Raw genomic sequence first — 19,736 nt, 5'->3', positions numbered from 1 at the left:
GCTTTTTTTTGACTAAAAACTACGCACAGGAAGAAAGCGGCGGTTCCGGTCAGCCCGTGAAAAGCACCCGCCAGCGTCGGCGAGTCATCTCGCGCCATAGCGCGATTATCTCGTCAGGTTGCAGGGCATCAATAGCCTGCGGTGTTAACACCGGCAAACCATAGCGCTGGCGCAGGGCGGCCACTGCCGTGGCGCTGGCATCCATCGGTGAGCGGATCTGCGTCGCCAGCTGCTGTCGCAACACGCTGAACGCTGCCTCATCGCACGGCGTCAGCTCACGCAAAAATCGTTTGCAGCAACCCAACAGGTTCACGGGAGAACGGTCAGGCGACTGTAACGCCAGCAGCAGGCCATCGCGATCGGCAATACGCTGATAACGACAGCTGACCACGTAGCCAATCTGCTGTTCCACGCGCAGGCGCTGGAAAAATTGCGGTTCGCAGCATAACGCCAGCAGCCGCAGCGCGGCGAGCGACGCGCCCGGCGGCAGGGGAATAAACACCAGCAGCGCCGAATCCGCGCTGGCGTGCGGAATGTGTTCGATCCCGCCGGGACAACCGCTTAACGGCAACGGCGTAGCGTTAACCGGCGTCCGGAGCAGGCCAAGCTGCCGGGCTAACCCGTGCGCGTGCCCGGCACTGCCGCCAACTAACGCCGCCAGCCAGCCGTCCCGCGGCGGATCCGATGCCAGACGTTCAGGCAATTGCTGAAGCAGCTCACGGATGGCAATGCCTTCTGGCACTGACGTAGTAGCCGGAGCGGGGTGGGAGAGGCGATCGATTATCGCCCCGATGATGGGTTCCGCCGTCACCATGGCGTCAGGAAGCCGCAGGGTGAGCTGCCAGCTACCGTCAACCGTTTGCCACTCGCCGCTGCCGTCGATATGGCGCAGTTCAGCAAGAAGAGGGCGTAACTGCTTGCCCATCGCCACCCCCTGTGACCTGTCCACGCGCGAATAAAAAGGCCTGCGCAGGATCAGCGTCGGCGGTTGTGTCTGCGCCGACAAATGCAGCAGTGGAGCGGCTTCTGACGTCGGGGCTGGCGCAGCATACCTGGCAGTCTGCGGGTAGAAGGAAAACGCGATGGGGCTATCATCTGCAACCGGCTGGCGACGCCAATGGCTAAGCGGCAGGGCAAAGCCCTGGCTGGCAATAATTTCAGCGGTTTCCATTTTTTTGCAGGCCAGATACGAGGTGGGCGCCGCCCGTAAGTTGGCACAAAAGGCGTAAAAACCCACGGGCGCCGCGCCGGGTGCAAAACCAAATGCCCGCTGGCGCAGCTGCTCCAGCGTCGGCAGGGCGCTGAAACGCTGCTGTGCCAGCCGATAATAATGCCGCTGCTGCTCATCCGTCGTTTGCTGTAGCGCCCGTAGCCAGTGGGTAATATGCGGGTCAATGTCCTCGGGCCGTTCGCTATCAACCGTTAGCGCCAGCCAGCCGTAATCGTCATCCTGATAAAGCCAGTTCAGGGCTACCTCTTCTGCCAGCCCGCGCGCCCGTAGCCCGGCAATCAGGCTTCCGGGGGCGTCGTCCAGTAAAAACTCCCGAAATAAAGTGACGTTGTCACTTTTTCGGATTAACGGACAACGCCACAGTGCGGGTCGCTCCGTCACCGCCAGCTGATAATCTGCTTCAGCGCTAAGACGCAACGGGGGAGCGGTTTCAGGCATGCCTCCTGACGCAAAACCTGACGCAAACGTATGGGCAAGCTCGGCCAGGACATCCAGCGTTTGCGGCCCTTGCAGCCACAATTGCAGGTGCCCGGCTACATAATAGCGACGATGAAAGTCGCGCAACGCGGTTTGCAGCGATACCGGGTCCTGCCCGAGAGACTCCTTGCTACCCACCTGAAAACGGCGAAAAACCGCGGGTTCTTCCATCGCGTGGCGCGCCGCCGCTTCGCGCCTGGCGGAATCATGTTGCTGGATGAGCCGGTTTTCCGCATCAATGACCGCCACTTCGCGCTGTATGTCATGCGGTGAAAGCAGCGGCGCCAGCAACATATCCCGCAGCCGCGCGACGCCGTCGGACAGGTTATCGGCGGCAACGTCGAAGAAAAAAGCGCTATGGCGAGCCAGCGTGGTGGCATTGACGCTGCCGCCCTGGCGCTGGACCCAGGCCATGAGTCGATCATCGCCCTGATAGCGCTGGCTACCGCGGAACAGCAGGTGCTCAAGCAAATGCGCCAGACCGGCGAAGCGCGGTGGCTCGTGATGGCTTCCGGCACTCACGCGCGCCAGCGCCGCCGCGCGTGTCGCCTGCGGCTGATGCACCAGCGTTGCGCGCAAACCGCCTGCCAGTTCCACGATGCGGGTGGTCATTATCGTTACAGTTCCCGGGTTTTATAGATAAGCTGAGAACGGGTACGGTTGCGGAACTGAAGCTGACCGATCTTCATATCACTACAGGCTGCTTCGCGGCGCGCCTCGAGGATTTTATGATGATGCGGCGATTTGCTGCACACCGGATCGGCGTTATCCGCATTCCCGGTGAGCATAAAGGCCTGACAGCGGCAGCCGCCGAAGTCCTTCTCCTTTTCATCGCAGGAGCGGCACGGCTCTGGCATCCAGTCAAACCCGCGATAGCGGTTGAAGCCGAAAGAGTCATACCAGATGGATTCCAGGCTCTGCTCAAGCACCGACGGGAAATCCACCGGCAGCTGGCGCGCGCTGTGGCAGGGCAGCGCCGTGCCTTCCGGGGTCACGCTGAGGAAAATCGACCCCCAGCCGCCCATACAGCCTTTTGGCCGCTCTTCGTAATAATCGGGGGTGACGAACAGCAGGTTGGTCAGATTGCCGCTGGCGGCCATTTTTTGCCGATATTCGGCAACCACGCGTTCCGCGCGGGCAATCTGTTCCCGCGTCGGCAGAAGCCCCTGACGATTAAGGAACGCCCAACCGTAGAACTGGCAGGTGGCAAGTTCGACATCGTCGGCGTCCAGTTCGATGCACAGCTCGATGATTTTATCGATCTGATCGATATTATGCCGGTGCAGGACGAAATTCAGCACCATCGGGTAATCACGGGCTTTGACCGCTTTGGCCATCGCCAGCTTCTGCTGGAAGGCTTTTTTATTCCCCGCCAGCGCAGCGTTGAGCACTTCATCGCTGGCCTGGAAGCTAATCTGGATATGGTCCAGACCGGCCTCGCTGAACGCGTCGAGTTTGCTTTCCGTCAGGCCAATTCCCGAGGTGATCAGGTTGGTATAAAAACCGAGATCGCGGGCGGCGCGGATCAGCTCCGGCAGATCTTTACGCGTCAACGGTTCGCCGCCGGAAAAACCTATCTGCACGCTGCCCATCGCCCGCGCCTGGCGGAAAACCTCAATCCACTGTTCGGTGGTCAGCTCCTGATCCTGCCGGGCAAAGTCCAGCGGGTTAGAGCAGTAAGGACACTGTAGCGGACAGCGATAGGTCAGCTCCGCCAGCAGCCACAGCGGTGGATTGACGGCGGGTTTATTCTGGCTCACGGAAAATAATCCACTTCTGTTGATAAGCGATTTGCAGGAATTCTACGACGTCGTCATCCACGCCGCCGGCTTCCGGGAACCGTTCGTTGAGTATGGCAATGATGGCCGCCGCGTCGCGTTGGCCATCGACCAGTTCGAGGATCGCGGCCGCGGTCTCATTGAGTTTAGCCATGCCTTCCGGATAGAGGATGACATGGCTGTCCTGAGCGGCTTCCCATTGCAGGCGATAGCCGCGACGAAAGGCGACGATGGAGTTTTTTTGCATGCTTATACCAGTCGGGTTGTGTGCCAGGCCGCTTTGTCGGTGACCGTGTGATAAGGCGGACGCTGTAGCGCGTAGGCCATGGTCATCGCGTCGAGCATCGACCACAGGATATCGAGTTTGAACTGAAGGATCTCCAGCATCCGATTCTGCTTTTCCGCGCTATCGCAGTAACGCTTCGCCAGCTCCAGGCCGTGTTCAACGTCGCGGCTGGCCTGGCTGAGGCGGCTGCGGAAATAAAAATAGCCTTCCTCTTTGATCCACGGGTAGTGCTGTGGCCAGCTGTCGAGACGCGACTGATGGATTTGCGGGGCGAACAGTTCGGTGAGCGAGCTGCATGCCGCCTCCTGCCAGTTGGCGCGGCGGGCGAAGTTAACGTAAGCGTCGACGGCGAAACGGACGCCGGGCAGCACGTGGCGTTCGCTGATTAAGTCCTCGCGGCTGAGCCCCACGGCTTCGCCCAGCTGTAGCCAGGCTTCGATACCGCCGTCATGACCGTTGCTACCGTCGTGATCGAGGATCCGCTGCACCCATTTGCGACGCGTGTGCGGATCCGGGCAGTTCGCCATAATTGCCGCGTCTTTCAGCGGGATCGTCGTCTGGTAGTAAAACCGGTTCGCCACCCAGCCCTGGATCTGCTCGCGGCTGGCCTCGCCGTTATGCATCGCGATATGGTACGGATGGTGAATATGATAGTAGGCGCCTTTCGCCCGAAGGGCGTGCTCAAACTCTTGCGGCGAGAGCGTTTCGCGAATGTGCATAGTTAGTCCTGAAGCGTGATGTTCATCCCGTCCCAGCTCACTTCTATTCCCTGCTGCGCAAGGGCGTGACGCTGCGGCGACTGCTCGTTAAGGATCGGGTTGGTGTTATTAATGTGGATCAGAATCTTGCGCTTTGCCGGCAGCGAGGCCAGCAGCGCCATCATGCCGTGTTCATCGCCGAGCGCCAGATGGCCCATGTCGCGGCCGGTATTGCGCCCGACGCCGGTGGCCTGGAGTTCATCGTCCTGCCAGACGGTGCCGTCAATCAGCAGACAGTCCGCTTTTTTAAGCCACGGCAGGATGGTGTCATCGGGTTCACCGAGACCCGGTGCGTAGAACAGCGTCTGACCGTTGCGGCGGTTTTCGATAAACAGCGCCACGTTATGCCCCGGCAGCGGGCGGTCGCGCCACGGCGAATAGGGCGGTGCGTTACTGGCGATGGGGACAGCGGTAAACTGCAAATCAGGGCAGGCTTCCACGCTAAAGGCGGTGAGCGGCGCGATCGGGTGATGAATCAGGCCGCCGTTCCAGTGCCGGAGCATGGTAAAAATCGGGAATCCGCTGGAAAGATCTTCATGCACCTCCGGCGTACACCATACCTGATGCGGGCACCCTTCGCGCAGGCTGAGCAGCCCGGTGGTGTGGTCAATCTGGCTATCGGTGAGAATAATGCCGCCAATATGCGTGCCGCGCAGAACCTCTTTCTTATTCAGTTCTGGCGTATGGGCAATCTGCTGGCTGATATCGGGGGAGGCGTTACACAGCACCCACTCTTTGCCGTTATCGCTGACGATGATCGACGACTGGGTGCGAGGGGTCGCCTGAAGGGTACCGTCGCGCAAACCCTGACAGTTGGCGCAGTTACAGTTCCACTGGGGGAAACCACCGCCAGCGGCGGAACCGAGGACTTTTATAAACATGAAGATGGGCCAGGTAGTCAAACAAAAATGCCCGCACGGATGGCGGGCAGAGCGATTAGCGGTTGGAAATGTACAGGGTCACTTCCAGGCCAAGACGTAAATCAATAAAAGCAGGTTTCTTCCACATCGTTTTTTCCTCTTTAAAAATGCAGCACTAACGCCATTGTTTGTGCCAGTTTTGTGATGGTCATCAAATAATGCGTCACAGGAGGGCAAAGCTCAACCCGAAAGATGTAAGGAATTAACTTAATGTTTACAACGTAACCTATTGTTGCCAAACATTTTGCAATACCTTTTGCCAGTTGCCCCACAGCAGCTTATTCAGCACAAATTGATCATAGCCGCTGTCACGCAACGCGCTGATTAGCCGCGGTAAACCACTCACATCGTGTAAGTCATCAGGCAACGTAATGCCGTCAAAATCGGAGCCCAGCGCGACATGATCGTCACCCATGATGTTAATAAGATAGTCGATATGGCGAACAATCGTACTCAGCGGGGTATCGCTATCGCGTTTACCGTCGGCGCGCAGAAACGCGTTGCCGAAATTGACGCCTGCCACGCCGCCGCTGTCGCGGATAGCCAGCAGCTGCCGATCGGTCAGATTGCGCGGTTGCGGGCACAGCGTATGGGCGTTGGAATGGGTGGCGACCAGCGGTGAAGAGGAATGACGAGCGGTATCCCAGAACGCTTTTTCATTCATATGCGAAACGTCAATCAGCATGTTCAGGGCGTTAGCGTGCTTAATGAGGGCGATACCCTCAGCGGTAAGCCCTGGGCCGCTGTCCGGGCTGCCGGGAAACGCCCCGTTAACGCCGGTGCCAAAACGGTTAGCAATGTTCCAGAAAGGCCCAATGCTGCGCACCCCGGCGGCATAGAAAGCCTGTAGATCGCCTCCCTCGCCGTCAAAACCGCCCGCGCCCTCAATATGCGCCACCATCGCCAGCACTTTATCCTGACGGCAGCGTTCGATATCCGCCGCGCTCAGGCACAATCGCGCCCGGCCATCGGAGTGGGCGACAAGCTGCTTAAGGATCGTCAGCTGCTGCCAGAGAATGTCGACCGGCTGCCACGGCTCGCTGGCGTATTGTGGCGCCATGCGGGCGATATACTCCTGCGGCGGCACGAACAGCGCGAACAGCCCGCCGGAAAATCCGCCTTGCTGCATGCGTGGATAATCGAGGTGTCCGTTCTCAATGCCGGAGAAGAAGGCCGTTACCGGATCCTGGCGATGGTGAAGCCATAAATTAAGCAACAGGTCATTGTGACCATCAAAAATCGCCATAGCGCATCCCACTGTCTTTTATTGCTGCGAAAGTTGCCTGGCACAATAACCGATTTGTCCGGTCCGGCAAGGGGAAAATTACAACTTAGCAGCAATTGTTAATATCACTTAACAGTGAGGAGATCCGCAAAGCGGGTGGTGTAGCGGGGTGAAAGCATTTCCCGTTTCATCTGCCACGGCTGCTGTATACCCTGTCCCGCGAAGTAAAGCGTGCCACGGCCATTTTCAGCATTCAGATGGTCTAATACATCCATTAACTTTTGGCTGTTTTTCCTGGGTGCGTTGTCGTCAAACAGATTAAGTTGCGCGACGCCCTGGCTATAAAAATCTCCCAGCATCACTCCGGCTTTCTGGTACCGATGGCCGTTCTTCCAGACCGCATCCAGACAACGAACTGATGCGCCGATAATATCCCGGCTATCCTGGGTTGGGGTGAGCAGTTTTACCGACGCGCTATTGCCATAATATGGCTCGTTAAGCGCGAAGGGCGAGGTTTTAACAAATACGGAGATAAAGCGGCAATGCTGATGCTCATTGCGAAGTTTTTCTGCTGCCCGGGCGGCATAACTACAGATGGCCTGGCGTACATCGTCATATTCCGTGATGCGTTCGCCAAACGAGCGCGAACAGACGATTTCTTGCTTTACCGGGGCAAACTCTTCCAGTTCAAGACACGATTCGCCCCGTAATTCACGCACCGTTCTCTCCAGCACGACATTGAAATGTTTTCTTATGAACCGGATATCGGTGTCTGCCAGTTGCAGGACGGTCTTAATCCCCATCATCTCAAGCTTCTTCGCTATGCGACGTCCTACCCCCCAAACGTCTTCGACGGGTAGCGCCGCCATCAGCTTTCTCTGACGATCTACATTGGATAAATCAACAACGCCTCCCGTCTGGCGCTGCCAGCGTTTCGCCGCGTGATTTGCCAGTTTCGCCAGCGTCTTTGTGGGTGCGATGCCCACCCCGACGGTCAGATGGGTGCGTTGCAGTACGGTCGCTCTCATTTCATGCCCAAAATCGGAAAGATCGCGACAATTACGCACGCCGGTAAGATCGCAAAAGATCTCATCAATTGAGTATATTTCGCTACGAGGCGACATCTCTTCAAGCGTGTTCATTACCCGGTTGGACATATCCGCGTAAAGTTCATAATTACTGCTGAAACAAACCACGCCATGATGCCTGAAGAGATCTTTCTGTTTGAAGTACGGTTCACCCATTTTCACAAAGGGTTTGGCTTCAGCGGAGCGAGAGATGACGCACCCATCGTTATTGGATAACACGACCACCGGTCGTCCCTTCAGGTCCGGGCGAAAAACCGTTTCACAGGAAGCATAGAAAGCGTTCACATCACACAGTGCAAACATGGTCAGCTCGCTCTGGTATCGCCAGGAGGGGTGAAAAACTGCATTATGATCACCGTTAATTAAGACTGTATTTATATACAGTATTGTATGTTGATAGCAAAGATCAAGGGGGAACGAGGAGTGACGTCGTACGGGTGCAGGAGGGAGAGGGTTATGTTCAGAATGGCGGCGAGGCAAATCTGGCGGAAAGGGTATTTAATGAAATGTTTAAGGAATATAAGTGCCCATACGACAGGTATGGGCAGTGAAGCCGTCGATATTACTTCTTCTTGTTCATCATCGCCTTGAGATCGGCAAAGGGGTTAAACGTGGCGACACCCACGTCTTTTTGCGCATCCTCACCCGCGACAACGGTGGTGCCATACTGATCCGCTTCGGTGTACTTTGAGTGTTCGTGATCGTGACAAAACAGGCACAACAGCTCCCAGTTACTGCCATCTTCCGGGTTATTGGTGTGATCGTGGTCGATATGGTGAACCGTGAGTTCACGAAGATTTGAATAAACAAACTCACGCGAGCAGCGTCCACAAACCCAGGGGTAGATTTTTAGCGCTTTTTCACGGTAGCCGCTTTCCAGCCGTGCGTAGTTTTTGGGGATCAGAGCCATTGCTGATGTTACCTGTTAAAAAGAGAATAGTTCACACTATATCCCATTATGAGATGTCAGGAGAATGCCTCCTCTGCGGGAAGGCAGCGTGCGATTTGCGTATTTCTGTCAGTTTATTTGAAGCATTCCGTTAAATAATCACCATTTATTCTCATCCGTTAATGCGTAGAGTAGGGATAACGCAATGCTTTATCAGGATACTCCACTATGAAAAAGATCGGATTTTTGTCGTTTGGTCACTGGACGCCGTCACCCCAGTCCGGCACGCGAACCGCGGCTGACACGCTGCTACAGTCCATCGATCTGGCGGTCGCCGCCGAAGAGCTGGGCGCGGACGGGGCTTATTTCCGTGTGCATCACTTTGCCCGCCAGCTCAGTTCGCCATTCCCCTTGCTGGCTGCAATAGGCGCGAAAACCAAACGCATTGAAATCGGGACGGGCGTGATCGACATGCGGTATGAAAATCCGCTGTATATGGCGGAAGATGCTGGCGCGGCAGATCTCATCTCCGGCGGGCGATTACAGCTTGGTATCAGCCGGGGTTCCCCGGAGCAGGTGATTGATGGCTGGCGTTATTTTGGTTACGTGCCGCAGGAAGGGGAAAACGAATCTGATATGGCGCGCCGCCACACTGAGGTACTGCTTGATGTATTACGCGGTGAAGGGTTTGCAAAGCCTAACCCACAGCCGATGTTCCCAAACCCGCCGGGATTATTGCGTCTGGAGCCGCATTCAGAAGGCTTACGCGATCGTATCTGGTGGGGGGCTGGCTCTAATGCAACGGCAGTATGGGCGGCAACACTGGGGATGAACCTGCAAAGCTCAACGCTGAAAGATGATGAAACCGGCGAGCCGTTCCATATTCAGCAGGCAAAACAGATCCGTGCCTACCGACAGGCCTGGGCTGAGGCAGGGCATACCCGTCAGCCACGCGTTTCGGTCAGCCGCAGTATTTTTGCCCTGATGGACGATCGCGACCGGATGTATTTCGGTTCAAGCCGCAATGAAAGCGACAGCGTGGGCTATCTGGATGAGAAAACGCGGGCCATTTTCGGACGCAGCTATGCCGCAGAGCCAGACAAGCTGATTGAACAGTTGAAAAAGGATGAAGCGATCGCGGAAGCGGATACGCTGTTACTTACCGTGCCGAATCAGCTGGGCGTGGAATACAACGCACATGTGATCGAGTCCATCCTGAAACATGTCGCACCGGAAATGGGATGGCGCGATCGCAATGCTTAATCTGGCCCTCTGGTATCGCCGGTTTGGTGAGCCTGAATCGGTACTGCAAGCGGAAACTACACCATTGTCGCCGCGACAGCCGGGAGAGATACGTGTGCGCATGCTTTTTTCCCCGGTGAACGCCTCCGATCTCATCCCCATCACCGGAGCATATCGCCATCGCACGCCGCTGCCTGCGATAGCCGGTTATGAAGGGGTCGGAATAGTGACCGAAACGCCCGCCGCTTATCCGGCGCTGCTGGGCAAGCGGGTCCTGCCGTTACGGGGGCAGGGAACCTGGCAGCGCTATGTCGACTGCCCGGCGGCGTATGCGGTTCCCGTCCCGGACGACGTCGACTCGCTACTTGCCGCGCGGGCGTATATCAACCCGCTTGCCGCACAGATGATGCTGGACCGCTATCCTCCGGTCGGGAAAACGGTGCTGCTCACCGCTGCCGGTTCTGACTGCGCCGTTCTGCTCGGGCAATGGGCACGCCAGGCGGGTGCGGAGGCGGTTTACGGGATCCATCGTTCGCCCGTGCACGCTCAACGTCTGGCTGAAATGGGGATCGTCCCGATTGCGCAACATGATACGGCCGCCGTCAACGCTGCCGCCGCGCAAGCGGAGGTGGTGTACGACGCCACGGGCGGCAGTCTGGCGGAGACGATCCTGAGCGTGATGCCCGAAACCGGCACCTTTGTCTGCTACGGGCTACTCTCCGGGCAGACCTTCCGGCAGCAGCGGCCGTTGCCGCGCGTGGCGTGGTTTCACATTCGTAACTATCTGGACGCGCTGAGCGCTGAGGCGTGGCAGGCGGAGTTTCGGCGCATCTGGCCTAAACTGCGCGCCAGCCAGTGCAGCGATGTCACCCTCTACCCGCTGTCGGAATGGCAGCGGGCAGTGGGCAACTATCGCGAAGCGGGAAGAACGGGTAAGCCTATGCTGTCGATGGACAATTAATCGGCCTTATGGCTCATGTCGCTCAGCAGTACAGCGATACTTTGTCCACCGGCGGTCTGCTCCAGGCCAATTTTGACAATAATTGTCAGCGGAACGGAGAGCAGCATGCCGACAGGCCCGAGCAGCCAGCCCCAGAAAATCAGGGACAGGAACACAACAAGGGTTGAAAGCCCCAGCCCGCGTCCCATTATTCGTGGTTCGAGAATGTTCCCGAAGACAAGGTTAATCACCAGATAGCCTGCCAGCAGAATCAGGGCATCATACAAACCGCTGAAAACCAGCACCTGAAGGATAGGGGGGATCGCCGCCAGCACGGAGCCGATGTTAGGAATATAGTTGAGCGCAAAGGCCAGCAGCCCCCAGACAAAGGCAAAACGCACATCCAGCGCGGCGAGCATCCCCCAGACCACTAATCCCGTCACCAGGCTGATGGCCGTTTTCAGCACCAGATAGCGTGAAACGCTGTCGAGCGCGCGCTGAATGGCGCCCATTCCCTCTACCGGACGCACCATGATGTGCTGGAGCTTTGCAGGCAGCTGTGGAACTTCCAGCAGCATAAACACAACCGTCAGGAACAGCAGGAAAATCGAGGTCATGGCGTTGGAGAGTTGTGCCAGCAGGCTGGTGACAATCGTCATGGCGGCATTCGGATCGATGTATTTAAGCAGTTCCTCAACCGAGACTTCGATACCCGCGCGTTGCAGCCAGGGTTCAATTTGCAGCAGCGGGGTCGCCAGGGAAGAGCGGTATGTCGGTAGCGTCCGCGCCAGCTCGTTCAGGGAGGTTCCCAGATAGGCGACTAACAGCACCATCGCAACGATAATAATACTGATAAGCAGGCTTATCGCCAGCACACGCGGGATGCGCAGCCGCACCATTCGCTGCACTAGCGGATTGAGGATCACCGCGATAAAAAGCGCCAGGATAAAAGGCACGATGATATCGGCCGCAAAACGAACGCCGGTCAGAATGATCACCAGCATGCCCAGCATGATGACGATCTTAAGCCCGTTGAGGGTGATAATAGGTTTGGCCATGGACGTTCCTGAACAGTTTTTTATTTATAATAGAGGGGAAAGCGGATTAAAAAAACTAACCAAAATCAAACAGACTGGGTAAAGAAATGAAAAGGCTTTGAGTAAATTCCTGGCTTATGATACAAATCAGGCGTGTTCAACTACCGAGGACAATTTTCATCCGCAAAGACGAGAAGCAACACCGCGGATAATTGTAATTTTATGGACAATTTGTTCAGGACGTATTTTTCAAACAACTCTGCTCTGTTTTCAACCTCCCTCTGCCTGCTTTCTGGTGAGCAACACTGGCGTTCCGCGCTATAGTCACGTCTTCTGCCTGAGCTGGCGCTATGCGCTTAGCTAACTGATTTAATTCCCAATTTTTTGGTTTGCTGTCCGCAGCGAGCCTCGATGGATTATATTCTCAAGCAGGAGAAAAAACATGTTTTACTGGATTTTATTAGCTCTGGCGATCGTCGCTGAAATTACCGGCACCTTGTCGATGAAATGGGCAAGCGTGAGTGAGGGCAGCACCGGTTTTATTTTGATGCTGGTCATGATTACGCTTTCCTATATTTTCCTCTCTTTTGCGGTTAAAAAAATCGCGCTGGGCGTGGCATACGCATTGTGGGAAGGTATTGGTATTTTATTGATTACGCTGTTTAGCGTCATGTTATTTGATGAAACCCTGACGACAATGAAAATTGCCGGGCTGACGACCCTGGTCGCAGGTATCGTGCTGATTAAATCGGGTACACGCAAACCGGCAAAACAGCAGAAGGAGCAGACCCATGCAGCAGTTTGAATGGATCCACGCGGCCTGGCTGGCTTTCGCCATCGTTCTGGAAATTATTGCCAACGTCTTTCTGAAGTTCTCCGACGGTTTTCGTCGTAAAGCCTACGGCCTGTTATCGATTGCCGCGGTTCTGGGGGCGTTTAGCGCCCTGTCACAGGCGGTGAAAGGCATCGATCTGTCCGTGGCCTATGCGCTGTGGGGGGGCTTCGGTATTGCCGCCACCCTGGCGGCAGGCTGGATTATGTTCGGGCAGCGTTTAAACAATAAAGGCTGGATAGGGCTGGTATTACTGCTCGCCGGTATGATCATGATTAAACTGGCCTGAGTGACCTACTGCTGCGCCAGGGCTTCCAGCCGGTCGCGAAAACCGGTCACCGACAACGCCCGGTTATCGGCGCGCCAGCGGTCTTTCGCCGCTGGCGCAGAACTCTGAACGCCAATCAGCTGCCAGCCGTTATCGGTTTTTAACATCAGGGGCGATCCGCTATCACCCGGTAGCGTATCGCACTGATGCGACAGTACGCTGTTTTGCGCCCAGCCCGTCACCACGCAGTCCGTATGGGTGTACAGCGAATCGAGGTGATCAACAGGGTAGCCTGACTGCGTCACTTTTCGATCGGCGGCTTTCAGGGCGGCGGTGAGCGCGGCTTTATCGCCATCAAAGAGCGGCAGCGGGGTGATCCCGGACGGCGGATAACGTAAAACGATCAGCCCGAAATCCCAGGAGGCCGCCCCGGGCGGCACAATCCAGCCATCGCCATCCGGTTTCAGGCGTTTGCCAAGCGACGGATCCACCCGCCCCTCAATACCGTGAATTTCGTAGCGCCATATTCCTTTTTGCGACACAAAGCGCAGGGCGATCGCTTTATCCGGTTTGCCTTCAGGCGGCATTAACAGGCAATGACCCGCCGTCAGCGCAAGGCGTGGCGTAATGAGGGTCGCGGTACATAAATTGCCGCTGGCGGTTTCCAGTTGCCCGATGGCATCCCAGGGCGATTCGGTAGGATCGGTGACACGCGTACGATCGTCATGACCAAAAAACAGCGTCTTTACCTCTTTGGCGCTAATGGCGTCATCGTCGCCATCATCCGCATGTGAAAAGCCAGCAAAAAGGCTAAACGTTCCCAGTAACAACACAACAGATTTACGCATATCACACTCTGGTGGGGGTAATTATGATTATTAAAAGTGAACCCTATGAAAATACTATAGACGCGACGGCGAGAAAGTGGGAGTAAAATCAGCGTGCTACATTCAGGAAAGATAAAAGTGGCTGGCGATGAGCGCGCATAAAATTAGCAGGATAAGAATGAACTCAAACCGATAGCGCCGCAGCATACGCCCTCCGGATAAAAAAACGGCGCTGACCGCAAACCCGTTCAGCGCCGGTTTACCAACGTGCCCCGAAGGGCACGGTTAAGCTTGTACTCTTACGCTGCTGGCTGTGCAGCAGGTTTAGCCGCTTCGTGTTTTGCTGCTTTTTTGTGATGCTTTTTAGCCGCCTGGGCTTTCTGCTCTACCGCAGGTTTTGCCGCTTTTTTATGGTGCTTTTTCGCGGCCTGCGCTTTCTGTTCTGCCGCTGGTTTAGCCGCTTTGTGATGTTTTTTATGGTGAACCGTTTTGGCCGGAGCAGCGGTGGATGCCGCAGGCGCTGCGGTGGCGGTAGTTTCAGCCGCGAATGCAGCGGAAGACAGACCCATAGCAGCGGCAACAACCAGAGCTAATACTTTTTTCATTTTCATACCCTCGAATTTGGTTTCTCATTTAACCCCACTGCGGGGCCGTTGAAATAACTATATCCCTGTAAATTCGGGGTTTCCGTGAGTGATTGGTATCGGCGTGTAACCATATGTACAACGCCAGGGTGGACCCCCGGCGCGTTCGGTTACAGGTAGCGGGACGTCAGGTGTTCGCGGAAGTAGCGGATATTCAGATCTTCACCTGTAGCCTGGGTGATGAGCTGCGACGTGCTGAAACGGCTGCCGTGCTGCCAGATATTCTGACGCAGCCAGTCAAACAGCGCCGAGAAATCGCCCCCGGCAATGGATGCCTGCAACCCGGGCAGCGCAGTTTTGGCGGCATGGAACAGCTGTGCCGCATACATTGCCCCCAGCGTGTAAGACGGGAAGTAGCCAAAACCGCCGTCGGTCCAGTGGATATCCTGCATACAGCCGTTGCGGTAGTTATCTTTGGTGGATAACCCAAGCCAGGCCTGCATTTTCTCATCCCATAACGCGGGAATATCATCGACTTCAATTTCGCCGTTGATTAACGCACGCTCGATCTCATAGCGCAGCACCACATGCGCCGGATAGCTCACTTCATCCGCATCAACGCGGATGTAGCCCGGCTTCACGCGCTGGTTCCAGGCAATAAAATTCTCTTCGCTGAATGCCGCCTGGCTACCGAAACGGGCATGAACCGCCGGAAGCAGATGCTTCAGGAAAGCGTCGCTGCGGCCCAGCTGCATTTCAAAGAACAAGCTCTGGGATTCATGGATCGCCGTAGAGCGCGCCAGCGCAACGGGCTGGCCGGCCCACGCTCGCGGAAGGTTTTGCTCGTAGCGGGCATGTCCGGTTTCGTGGATCACGCCGAAAAGCGCGCTGAGCAGTTCATCTTCATCGTAACGCGTGGTGATACGCACATCTTCCGGCACGCCGCCGCAGAACGGGTGGGCGCTAACGTCCAGACGACCGCCGTTAAAATCGAAGCCAAGCATTTTCATCGCTTCCAGGCCCAGCTCGCGCTGCGTGGCGGTCGGGAAGGGACCCTGTGGCGGAACGAACGATCGTTGAGCCTGTTTTTCCACAACCTTTGCCAGCAGCTCCGGCAGCCAGGACTTCAGATCGCCGAACAGCACATCCAGGCGAGCGCTGGTCATGTCGGGTTCAAAGATATCCAGCAGCGCGTCGTAAGGCGTGCAGCCTTTAGCCTCAGCGCGCAGGCGGGCCTCTTCACGACTGAGTTTCACCACCTCTTTCAGGTTGGCTGAAAAGCCCTGCCAGTCGTTGGCCGGACGCTGAGTGCGCCACGCGTGTTCACACCTGCTGCCCGCCAGCGATTTGGCCTCCACCAGCGATTCCGGCAGTAAAGTGGCCTGCTGGTAGTGGCGTGTCATTTCACGCAGGTTGGCTTGCTCAACGTCATTCAGATCTTCGTCTGCCGCCGCCGCCAGCCATTCACCCACTTTTTTATCGGTCAGGATCTGATGTTGCAGGACGCTCATCTCCGCCAGCGCTTCACCGCGCGCGGCGCTGCCGCCTGGCGGCATCATGGTGAACATGTCCCAGCTGGCGATGGAGGAGAGGTGCGAGAAGCGGGAGAGGCGCTGGAAGGTGCGGGTGAGTTGTTGATAATTATTGTTTTTCATGAAGTCCTCGTGTCTGAATCAGCCGATGACAAAAATTAGCATCGGCTCGATTTAAACACGAAGAGGGCTGAATGTTAATGCAGTCGTTTATGCAGGCTCGCGCCCACCAGCAGCGCCGCGCACAACATCAGCGCGATAAATCCGCCCACGCCGTTCCAGCCGTAGTTATGCCAGAACACCCCGCCGAGCGTACCGGCTATGCTGGAACCGAGATAGTAACTGAACAGATACAGTGACGAAGCCTGACCTTTAGCGCGGCGCGCGCGTGGGCCAATCCAGCTGCTGGCAACGGAATGCGCGGCAAAGAATCCCGCAGAGAAGAGCAGCATTCCGGCAAAAATCAGCCACAGGGAAGAGAAAAGCGTCATCAGCAGTCCGAACAGCATCACGGCGGTGGAAACCAGCATCACCGGACCACGACCGAAGCGCGCGGTCATGGCGCCCGCTTTTGGCGAACTCCATGTCCCGGTGAGATATGCCACAGAGAGCAAACCCACCAATGCCTGACTAAGATGCCACGGTGAAAGCATCAGACGATAGCCGATGTAATTAAACAGCGTCACGAACGAGCCCATCAGCAGGAAACCGGTCAGGAACAAACGGGGCAGCCCTTGATCGCGCCAGTGCAGACGAAAGTTGATAAATAACGTTTTCGGACGCAGGGAGGTCGGGCGGAAATGGCGCGATTCCGGCAGGATTTTCCAGAACATCAGCGCCGAAGCGAGGGCGAAGCAGCCGATAACGGCCAGCGCAATGCGCCAGTTAAAGAAATCAGTAAACACACCGCTGAGCAGGCGTCCGCTCATCCCGCCGATAGAGTTCCCGCTAATGTATAGCCCCATGGAGAAGGCCACGAAGCTCGGGTGGATCTCCTCGCTGAGATAGGTCATCCCGACCGCCGCCACGCCGCTGAGGGATAACCCAATCAGCGCGCGCATGACCAGAATGCCGTGCCAGCTGGTCATCATGGTGGACAGCAAGGTACACACGGAGGCCAGCATTAACGCCGTTACCATGACCTGCTTACGTCCGATGGCATCCGAAAGTGGCCCGGTGAACAGCAGACCGATCGCCAGCATCCCGGTTGAAATGGAGAGCGAAATACTGCTGCTGGCTGGCGACACGCCAAATTCATGCGACAGGACCGGCAGGATCGGCTGAACGCAGTAGAGCAGGGCAAAAGTAGCGAGACCCGCTGAGAAGAGCGCCAGCGTGACGCGCATAAACTGGGGGGTACCACGTTTAATAAACTGAACCGGCTGCGGTGCTGCGGGTAAATCATCAATGTCGCTGGCCGGCGCGATATCAACGGTCGTTGTACGGCTCACACATAATCCTTGCTTAAACATCCCCGTGGTTTCTGGTGACGGGTATGACCACAAGATTAGGGTAGGAAAATGTAAATATTCTGTCTAATATATTAATAATCTCAAATGATACTTTAAAAATATGAATATCGAGCTGCGCCATCTGCGCTATTTTGTCGCCGTCGCCGAAGAGCTGCATTTTGGTCGTGCGGCGGCAAGGCTGAATATCTCTCAGCCACCGCTAAGCCAGCAGATCCAGATCCTGGAGCAGCAGGTCGGGGCGCGTCTGCTGGCGCGAACCAACCGCAGCGTGAGCCTGACGGCGGCGGGAAAACAGTTTCTCGCCGATAGCCGGCAGATCCTGAGTATGGTGGAGGACGCCGCCGCCAGAGCGGAACGGCTTTATCTTGGGGAGACGGGGGAGCTGCGCATCGGGTTTACCTCATCGGCCCCCTTTATCAGCGCTGTTTCACAAACGCTATCCTCGTTTCGCCGTAACTTTCCGGATGTGCATATTCAGACGCGCGAAATAAATACCCGGGAGCAGATATCGCCGCTTAACGAAGGATCGCTCGACCTGGGGCTGATGCGTAACACGCAGTTGCCTGATACCCTGGCGTGGCAGGTGATCCTCCGCGAACCGCTGATGGCGATGATCCCCCGGGATCATCCGCTCGCCGCGCAGCACAGCGTCTCGCTGGCTGAACTGGCGAAAGAGCCGTTTGTCTTTTTTGACCCACAGGTGGGTACCGGGTTGTATGACGATATTCTTGGTCTGATGCGGCGATATGGCCTTGTCCCGACTATCGCGCAGGAGGTGGGGGAAGCCATGACGATCATTGGTCTCGTTGCCGCAGGGCTTGGCGTGTCGATTCTCCCGGCCTCATTTAAACGGGTACAACTGGCGGAAATGCGCTGGGTGAAGATAGCCGAGCAGGATGCAGTCTCAGAGATGTGGCTGGTGTGGTCTAAACATCATGAACAGAGCCATGCGGCACAGCGTTTCAAAGAACAATTAATTACCGCTTCTCGCGGGCGTTATTTATAGGGAAAAGTGGGCGAAAATGTGCAGTAAATCACATGGCTAAGTAAAAATTTGACGTCAGCCATTGAAGTGCTTCACCATAGCCCTCAGTTTATTTCGAAGCTCGAAAATAAGGGAGTACGAGGTGGTTGCTGATAGTCAGCCAGGGCATATCGATCAGATCAAGCAGACCAACGCGGGTGCCGTTTATCGCCTGATTGATCAGCTTGGTCCGGTTTCGCGTATCGATCTTTCGCGCCTGGCACAACTGGCACCCGCCAGTATTACCAAGATTGTCCGCGAAATGCTGGAAGCCCATCTGGTTCAGGAAACAGAAATTCAGGAGCCGGGCAGCCGTGGCCGTCCGGCGGTAGGGCTGGTGGTGGAAACGGAAGCCTGGCACTACCTGTCGCTGCGGATTAGCCGCGGGGAAATCTTCCTCGCGCTGCGCGACCTCAGCAGCAAGCTGGTGGTGGAAGACCGGCTGGAACTCCCGCTTAATGCAGAGCAACCACTTCTCGATGCCATTCTGACCCACATCGACCAGTTCTTTATTCGTCACCAGCAGCGTCTTGAACGTTTAACGGCGATTGCCATCACCCTGCCGGGAATTATTGATACCGAAAATGGCATTGTGCACCGCATGCCGTTTTATGAAAACGTCAAAGAGATGCCGCTGGGCGACGTGCTGGAAAACCACACCGGTGTGCCGGTCTACATTCAGCATGATATCAGCGCCTGGACGATGGCGGAGGCATTGTTTGGTGCCTCCCGGGGCGCGCGCGACGTAATTCAGGTGGTGATTGATCATAACGTTGGCGCAGGTGTGATCACCGACGGGCGTCTGTTGCATGCTGGCAGCAGTAGCCTGGTGGAGATCGGCCATACGCAGGTCGATCCGTACGGAAAACGCTGCTACTGCGGTAACCATGGCTGTCTGGAGACGATTGCCAGCGTCGAAAGCGTGCTGGAGCTGGCGCAGGTGCGGCTCAGCCAGTCGATGAGCTCCACGCTGCACGGTCAACCGTTAAGCGTCGAGGCACTGTGCGCTGCGGCAAGGCAGGGCGATCTGCTGGCGAAGGACATTATTACCGGCGTGGGCAATAATGTCGGGCGCATTCTGGCCATTATGGTGAACCTGTTTAACCCGCAAAAAATACTGATCGGCTCCCCGCTCAGTCAGGCGGCGGATATCCTCTTTCCGGCGATTTCCGCCTGCATCAATCAGCAGGCGCTTCCCGCGTACAGTAAAAACATCGTGGTCGAGAGTACGCAATTTTCCAACCAGGGTACGATGGCCGGCGCCGCGCTGGTAAAAGATGCGATGTACAACGGCTCGTTACTGATTCGTTTGCTACAGGGCTAACT

The 19,736-nt window shown here is 56.4% G+C and carries 21 protein-coding genes; 6 read left to right on the top strand and 15 right to left on the bottom strand.

The genetic code is table 11. The annotated features are described in order from the left end of the window. Positions 1-49 precede the first annotated feature (49 nt). The 9 genes from pqqF to yajD form a co-directional block, all read right to left on the bottom strand. Positions 50-2,320: a pyrroloquinoline quinone biosynthesis protein PqqF gene (pqqF, locus tag SK54_RS13840; RefSeq protein ID WP_048247452.1), complete on the bottom strand. Its 2,271-nt coding sequence runs from the start codon at positions 2,318-2,320 to the stop codon at positions 50-52. A 5-nt stretch (positions 2,321-2,325) separates the two neighbouring features. After that, complete coding sequence (pqqE, locus tag SK54_RS13835) at positions 2,326-3,468, bottom strand: pyrroloquinoline quinone biosynthesis protein PqqE (RefSeq protein ID WP_022651046.1); 1,143 nt, start codon at positions 3,466-3,468, stop codon at positions 2,326-2,328. Next, the gene (gene pqqD / locus SK54_RS13830; RefSeq protein WP_003857508.1) at positions 3,455-3,733 is read right to left on the bottom strand and encodes a pyrroloquinoline quinone biosynthesis peptide chaperone PqqD; all 279 of its coding nucleotides are present in this window, start codon (positions 3,731-3,733) and stop codon (positions 3,455-3,457) included. Before pqqD ends, pqqE begins: the two co-directional genes overlap by 14 nt. 2 nt (positions 3,734-3,735) lie before the next feature. Next, entirely contained in the window at positions 3,736-4,491 is a 756-nt protein-coding gene (pqqC, locus tag SK54_RS13825) for a pyrroloquinoline-quinone synthase PqqC (protein WP_003857506.1), read from the bottom strand. Between the two features lie 2 nt (positions 4,492-4,493). Beyond that, positions 4,494-5,411 carry a pyrroloquinoline quinone biosynthesis protein PqqB gene (pqqB, locus tag SK54_RS13820; protein WP_017384563.1) on the bottom strand — a complete coding sequence of 306 codons (918 nt, stop codon included), beginning with the start codon at positions 5,409-5,411 and terminating at the stop codon, positions 4,494-4,496. Positions 5,412-5,466: 55 nt separating this feature from the next. Then, positions 5,467-5,538 carry a pyrroloquinoline quinone precursor peptide PqqA gene (gene pqqA, locus SK54_RS22025; protein WP_002905689.1) on the bottom strand — a complete coding sequence of 24 codons (72 nt, stop codon included), beginning with the start codon at positions 5,536-5,538 and terminating at the stop codon, positions 5,467-5,469. A 138-nt stretch (positions 5,539-5,676) separates the two neighbouring features. Beyond that, positions 5,677-6,696 carry a dipeptidase gene (locus SK54_RS13815; protein WP_023303647.1) on the bottom strand — a complete coding sequence of 340 codons (1,020 nt, stop codon included), beginning with the start codon at positions 6,694-6,696 and terminating at the stop codon, positions 5,677-5,679. Between the two features lie 104 nt (positions 6,697-6,800). Further along, complete coding sequence (locus SK54_RS13810; RefSeq protein ID WP_032609083.1) at positions 6,801-8,066, bottom strand: Y-family DNA polymerase; 1,266 nt, start codon at positions 8,064-8,066, stop codon at positions 6,801-6,803. A 259-nt stretch (positions 8,067-8,325) separates the two neighbouring features. Continuing rightward, complete coding sequence (gene yajD / locus SK54_RS13805) at positions 8,326-8,673, bottom strand: HNH nuclease YajD (protein WP_006808895.1); 348 nt, start codon at positions 8,671-8,673, stop codon at positions 8,326-8,328. A 207-nt stretch (positions 8,674-8,880) separates the two neighbouring features. Here yajD and SK54_RS13800 point away from each other — a divergent pair, with 207 nt between their 5' ends. Continuing rightward, positions 8,881-9,915, top strand: a complete 1,035-nt coding sequence (locus SK54_RS13800) for an LLM class flavin-dependent oxidoreductase (protein ID WP_017384559.1) — start codon at positions 8,881-8,883, stop codon at positions 9,913-9,915. After that, positions 9,908-10,855 carry a zinc-dependent alcohol dehydrogenase family protein gene (locus SK54_RS13795; RefSeq protein WP_039270868.1) on the top strand — a complete coding sequence of 316 codons (948 nt, stop codon included), beginning with the start codon at positions 9,908-9,910 and terminating at the stop codon, positions 10,853-10,855. Before SK54_RS13800 ends, SK54_RS13795 begins: the two co-directional genes overlap by 8 nt. Here SK54_RS13795 and SK54_RS13790 read toward each other — a convergent pair. Further along, entirely contained in the window at positions 10,852-11,892 is a 1,041-nt protein-coding gene (locus tag SK54_RS13790) for an AI-2E family transporter (protein ID WP_003857467.1), read from the bottom strand. The two genes, SK54_RS13795 and SK54_RS13790, sit on opposite strands and share 4 nt — an antisense overlap. Positions 11,893-12,313: 421 nt before the next feature. Between SK54_RS13790 and mdtJ the strand changes: the two genes are divergently transcribed. Further along, positions 12,314-12,676, top strand: coding sequence for a multidrug/spermidine efflux SMR transporter subunit MdtJ (mdtJ, locus tag SK54_RS13785; RefSeq protein ID WP_017384557.1), 363 nt, complete (start codon positions 12,314-12,316; stop codon positions 12,674-12,676). Then, complete coding sequence (mdtI, locus tag SK54_RS13780; RefSeq protein ID WP_003857463.1) at positions 12,663-12,992, top strand: multidrug/spermidine efflux SMR transporter subunit MdtI; 330 nt, start codon at positions 12,663-12,665, stop codon at positions 12,990-12,992. The genes mdtJ and mdtI overlap by 14 nt, the downstream gene beginning before the upstream one ends. 5 nt (positions 12,993-12,997) lie before the next feature. Here mdtI and SK54_RS13775 read toward each other — a convergent pair whose 3' ends face one another. The 5 genes from SK54_RS13775 to SK54_RS13760 form a co-directional block, all read right to left on the bottom strand. Further along, positions 12,998-13,819 (bottom strand): trypsin-like serine peptidase, encoded by an 822-nt coding sequence (locus SK54_RS13775; RefSeq protein ID WP_003857461.1) that lies wholly within the window; start codon positions 13,817-13,819, stop codon positions 12,998-13,000. Between the two features lie 102 nt (positions 13,820-13,921). Beyond that, complete coding sequence (locus SK54_RS22810; RefSeq protein WP_057979992.1) at positions 13,922-14,005, bottom strand: small membrane protein YdgU; 84 nt, start codon at positions 14,003-14,005, stop codon at positions 13,922-13,924. Between the two features lie 92 nt (positions 14,006-14,097). Beyond that, positions 14,098-14,403 carry an acid resistance repetitive basic protein Asr gene (gene asr, locus SK54_RS13770; protein WP_003857459.1) on the bottom strand — a complete coding sequence of 102 codons (306 nt, stop codon included), beginning with the start codon at positions 14,401-14,403 and terminating at the stop codon, positions 14,098-14,100. 149 nt (positions 14,404-14,552) lie between these two features. Further along, positions 14,553-16,037 (bottom strand): carboxypeptidase M32, encoded by a 1,485-nt coding sequence (locus SK54_RS13765; RefSeq protein ID WP_015570631.1) that lies wholly within the window; start codon positions 16,035-16,037, stop codon positions 14,553-14,555. A gap of 74 nt (positions 16,038-16,111) precedes the next feature. Continuing rightward, complete coding sequence (locus SK54_RS13760) at positions 16,112-17,365, bottom strand: MFS transporter (protein ID WP_017384556.1); 1,254 nt, start codon at positions 17,363-17,365, stop codon at positions 16,112-16,114. A 121-nt stretch (positions 17,366-17,486) separates the two neighbouring features. Here SK54_RS13760 and SK54_RS13755 point away from each other — a divergent pair, with 121 nt between their 5' ends. Then, a complete protein-coding gene (locus SK54_RS13755; RefSeq protein WP_032653407.1) occupies positions 17,487-18,392 on the top strand; it encodes a LysR family transcriptional regulator in 906 nt (301 codons plus the stop codon). A gap of 121 nt (positions 18,393-18,513) precedes the next feature. Continuing rightward, entirely contained in the window at positions 18,514-19,734 is a 1,221-nt protein-coding gene (gene mlc / locus SK54_RS13750; protein WP_003857451.1) for a sugar metabolism global transcriptional regulator Mlc, read from the top strand. The last annotated feature ends 2 nt before the right edge of the window (positions 19,735-19,736 follow it).

The organism is Enterobacter sp. MGH120 (assembly GCF_001037725.1).
In the GTDB taxonomy this organism is placed as follows: domain Bacteria; phylum Pseudomonadota; class Gammaproteobacteria; order Enterobacterales; family Enterobacteriaceae; genus Enterobacter; species Enterobacter hormaechei_C.
The sequence above is the reverse complement of the archived record's forward strand: the minus strand, read 5'-3'. Positions and strand labels throughout refer to the sequence as shown.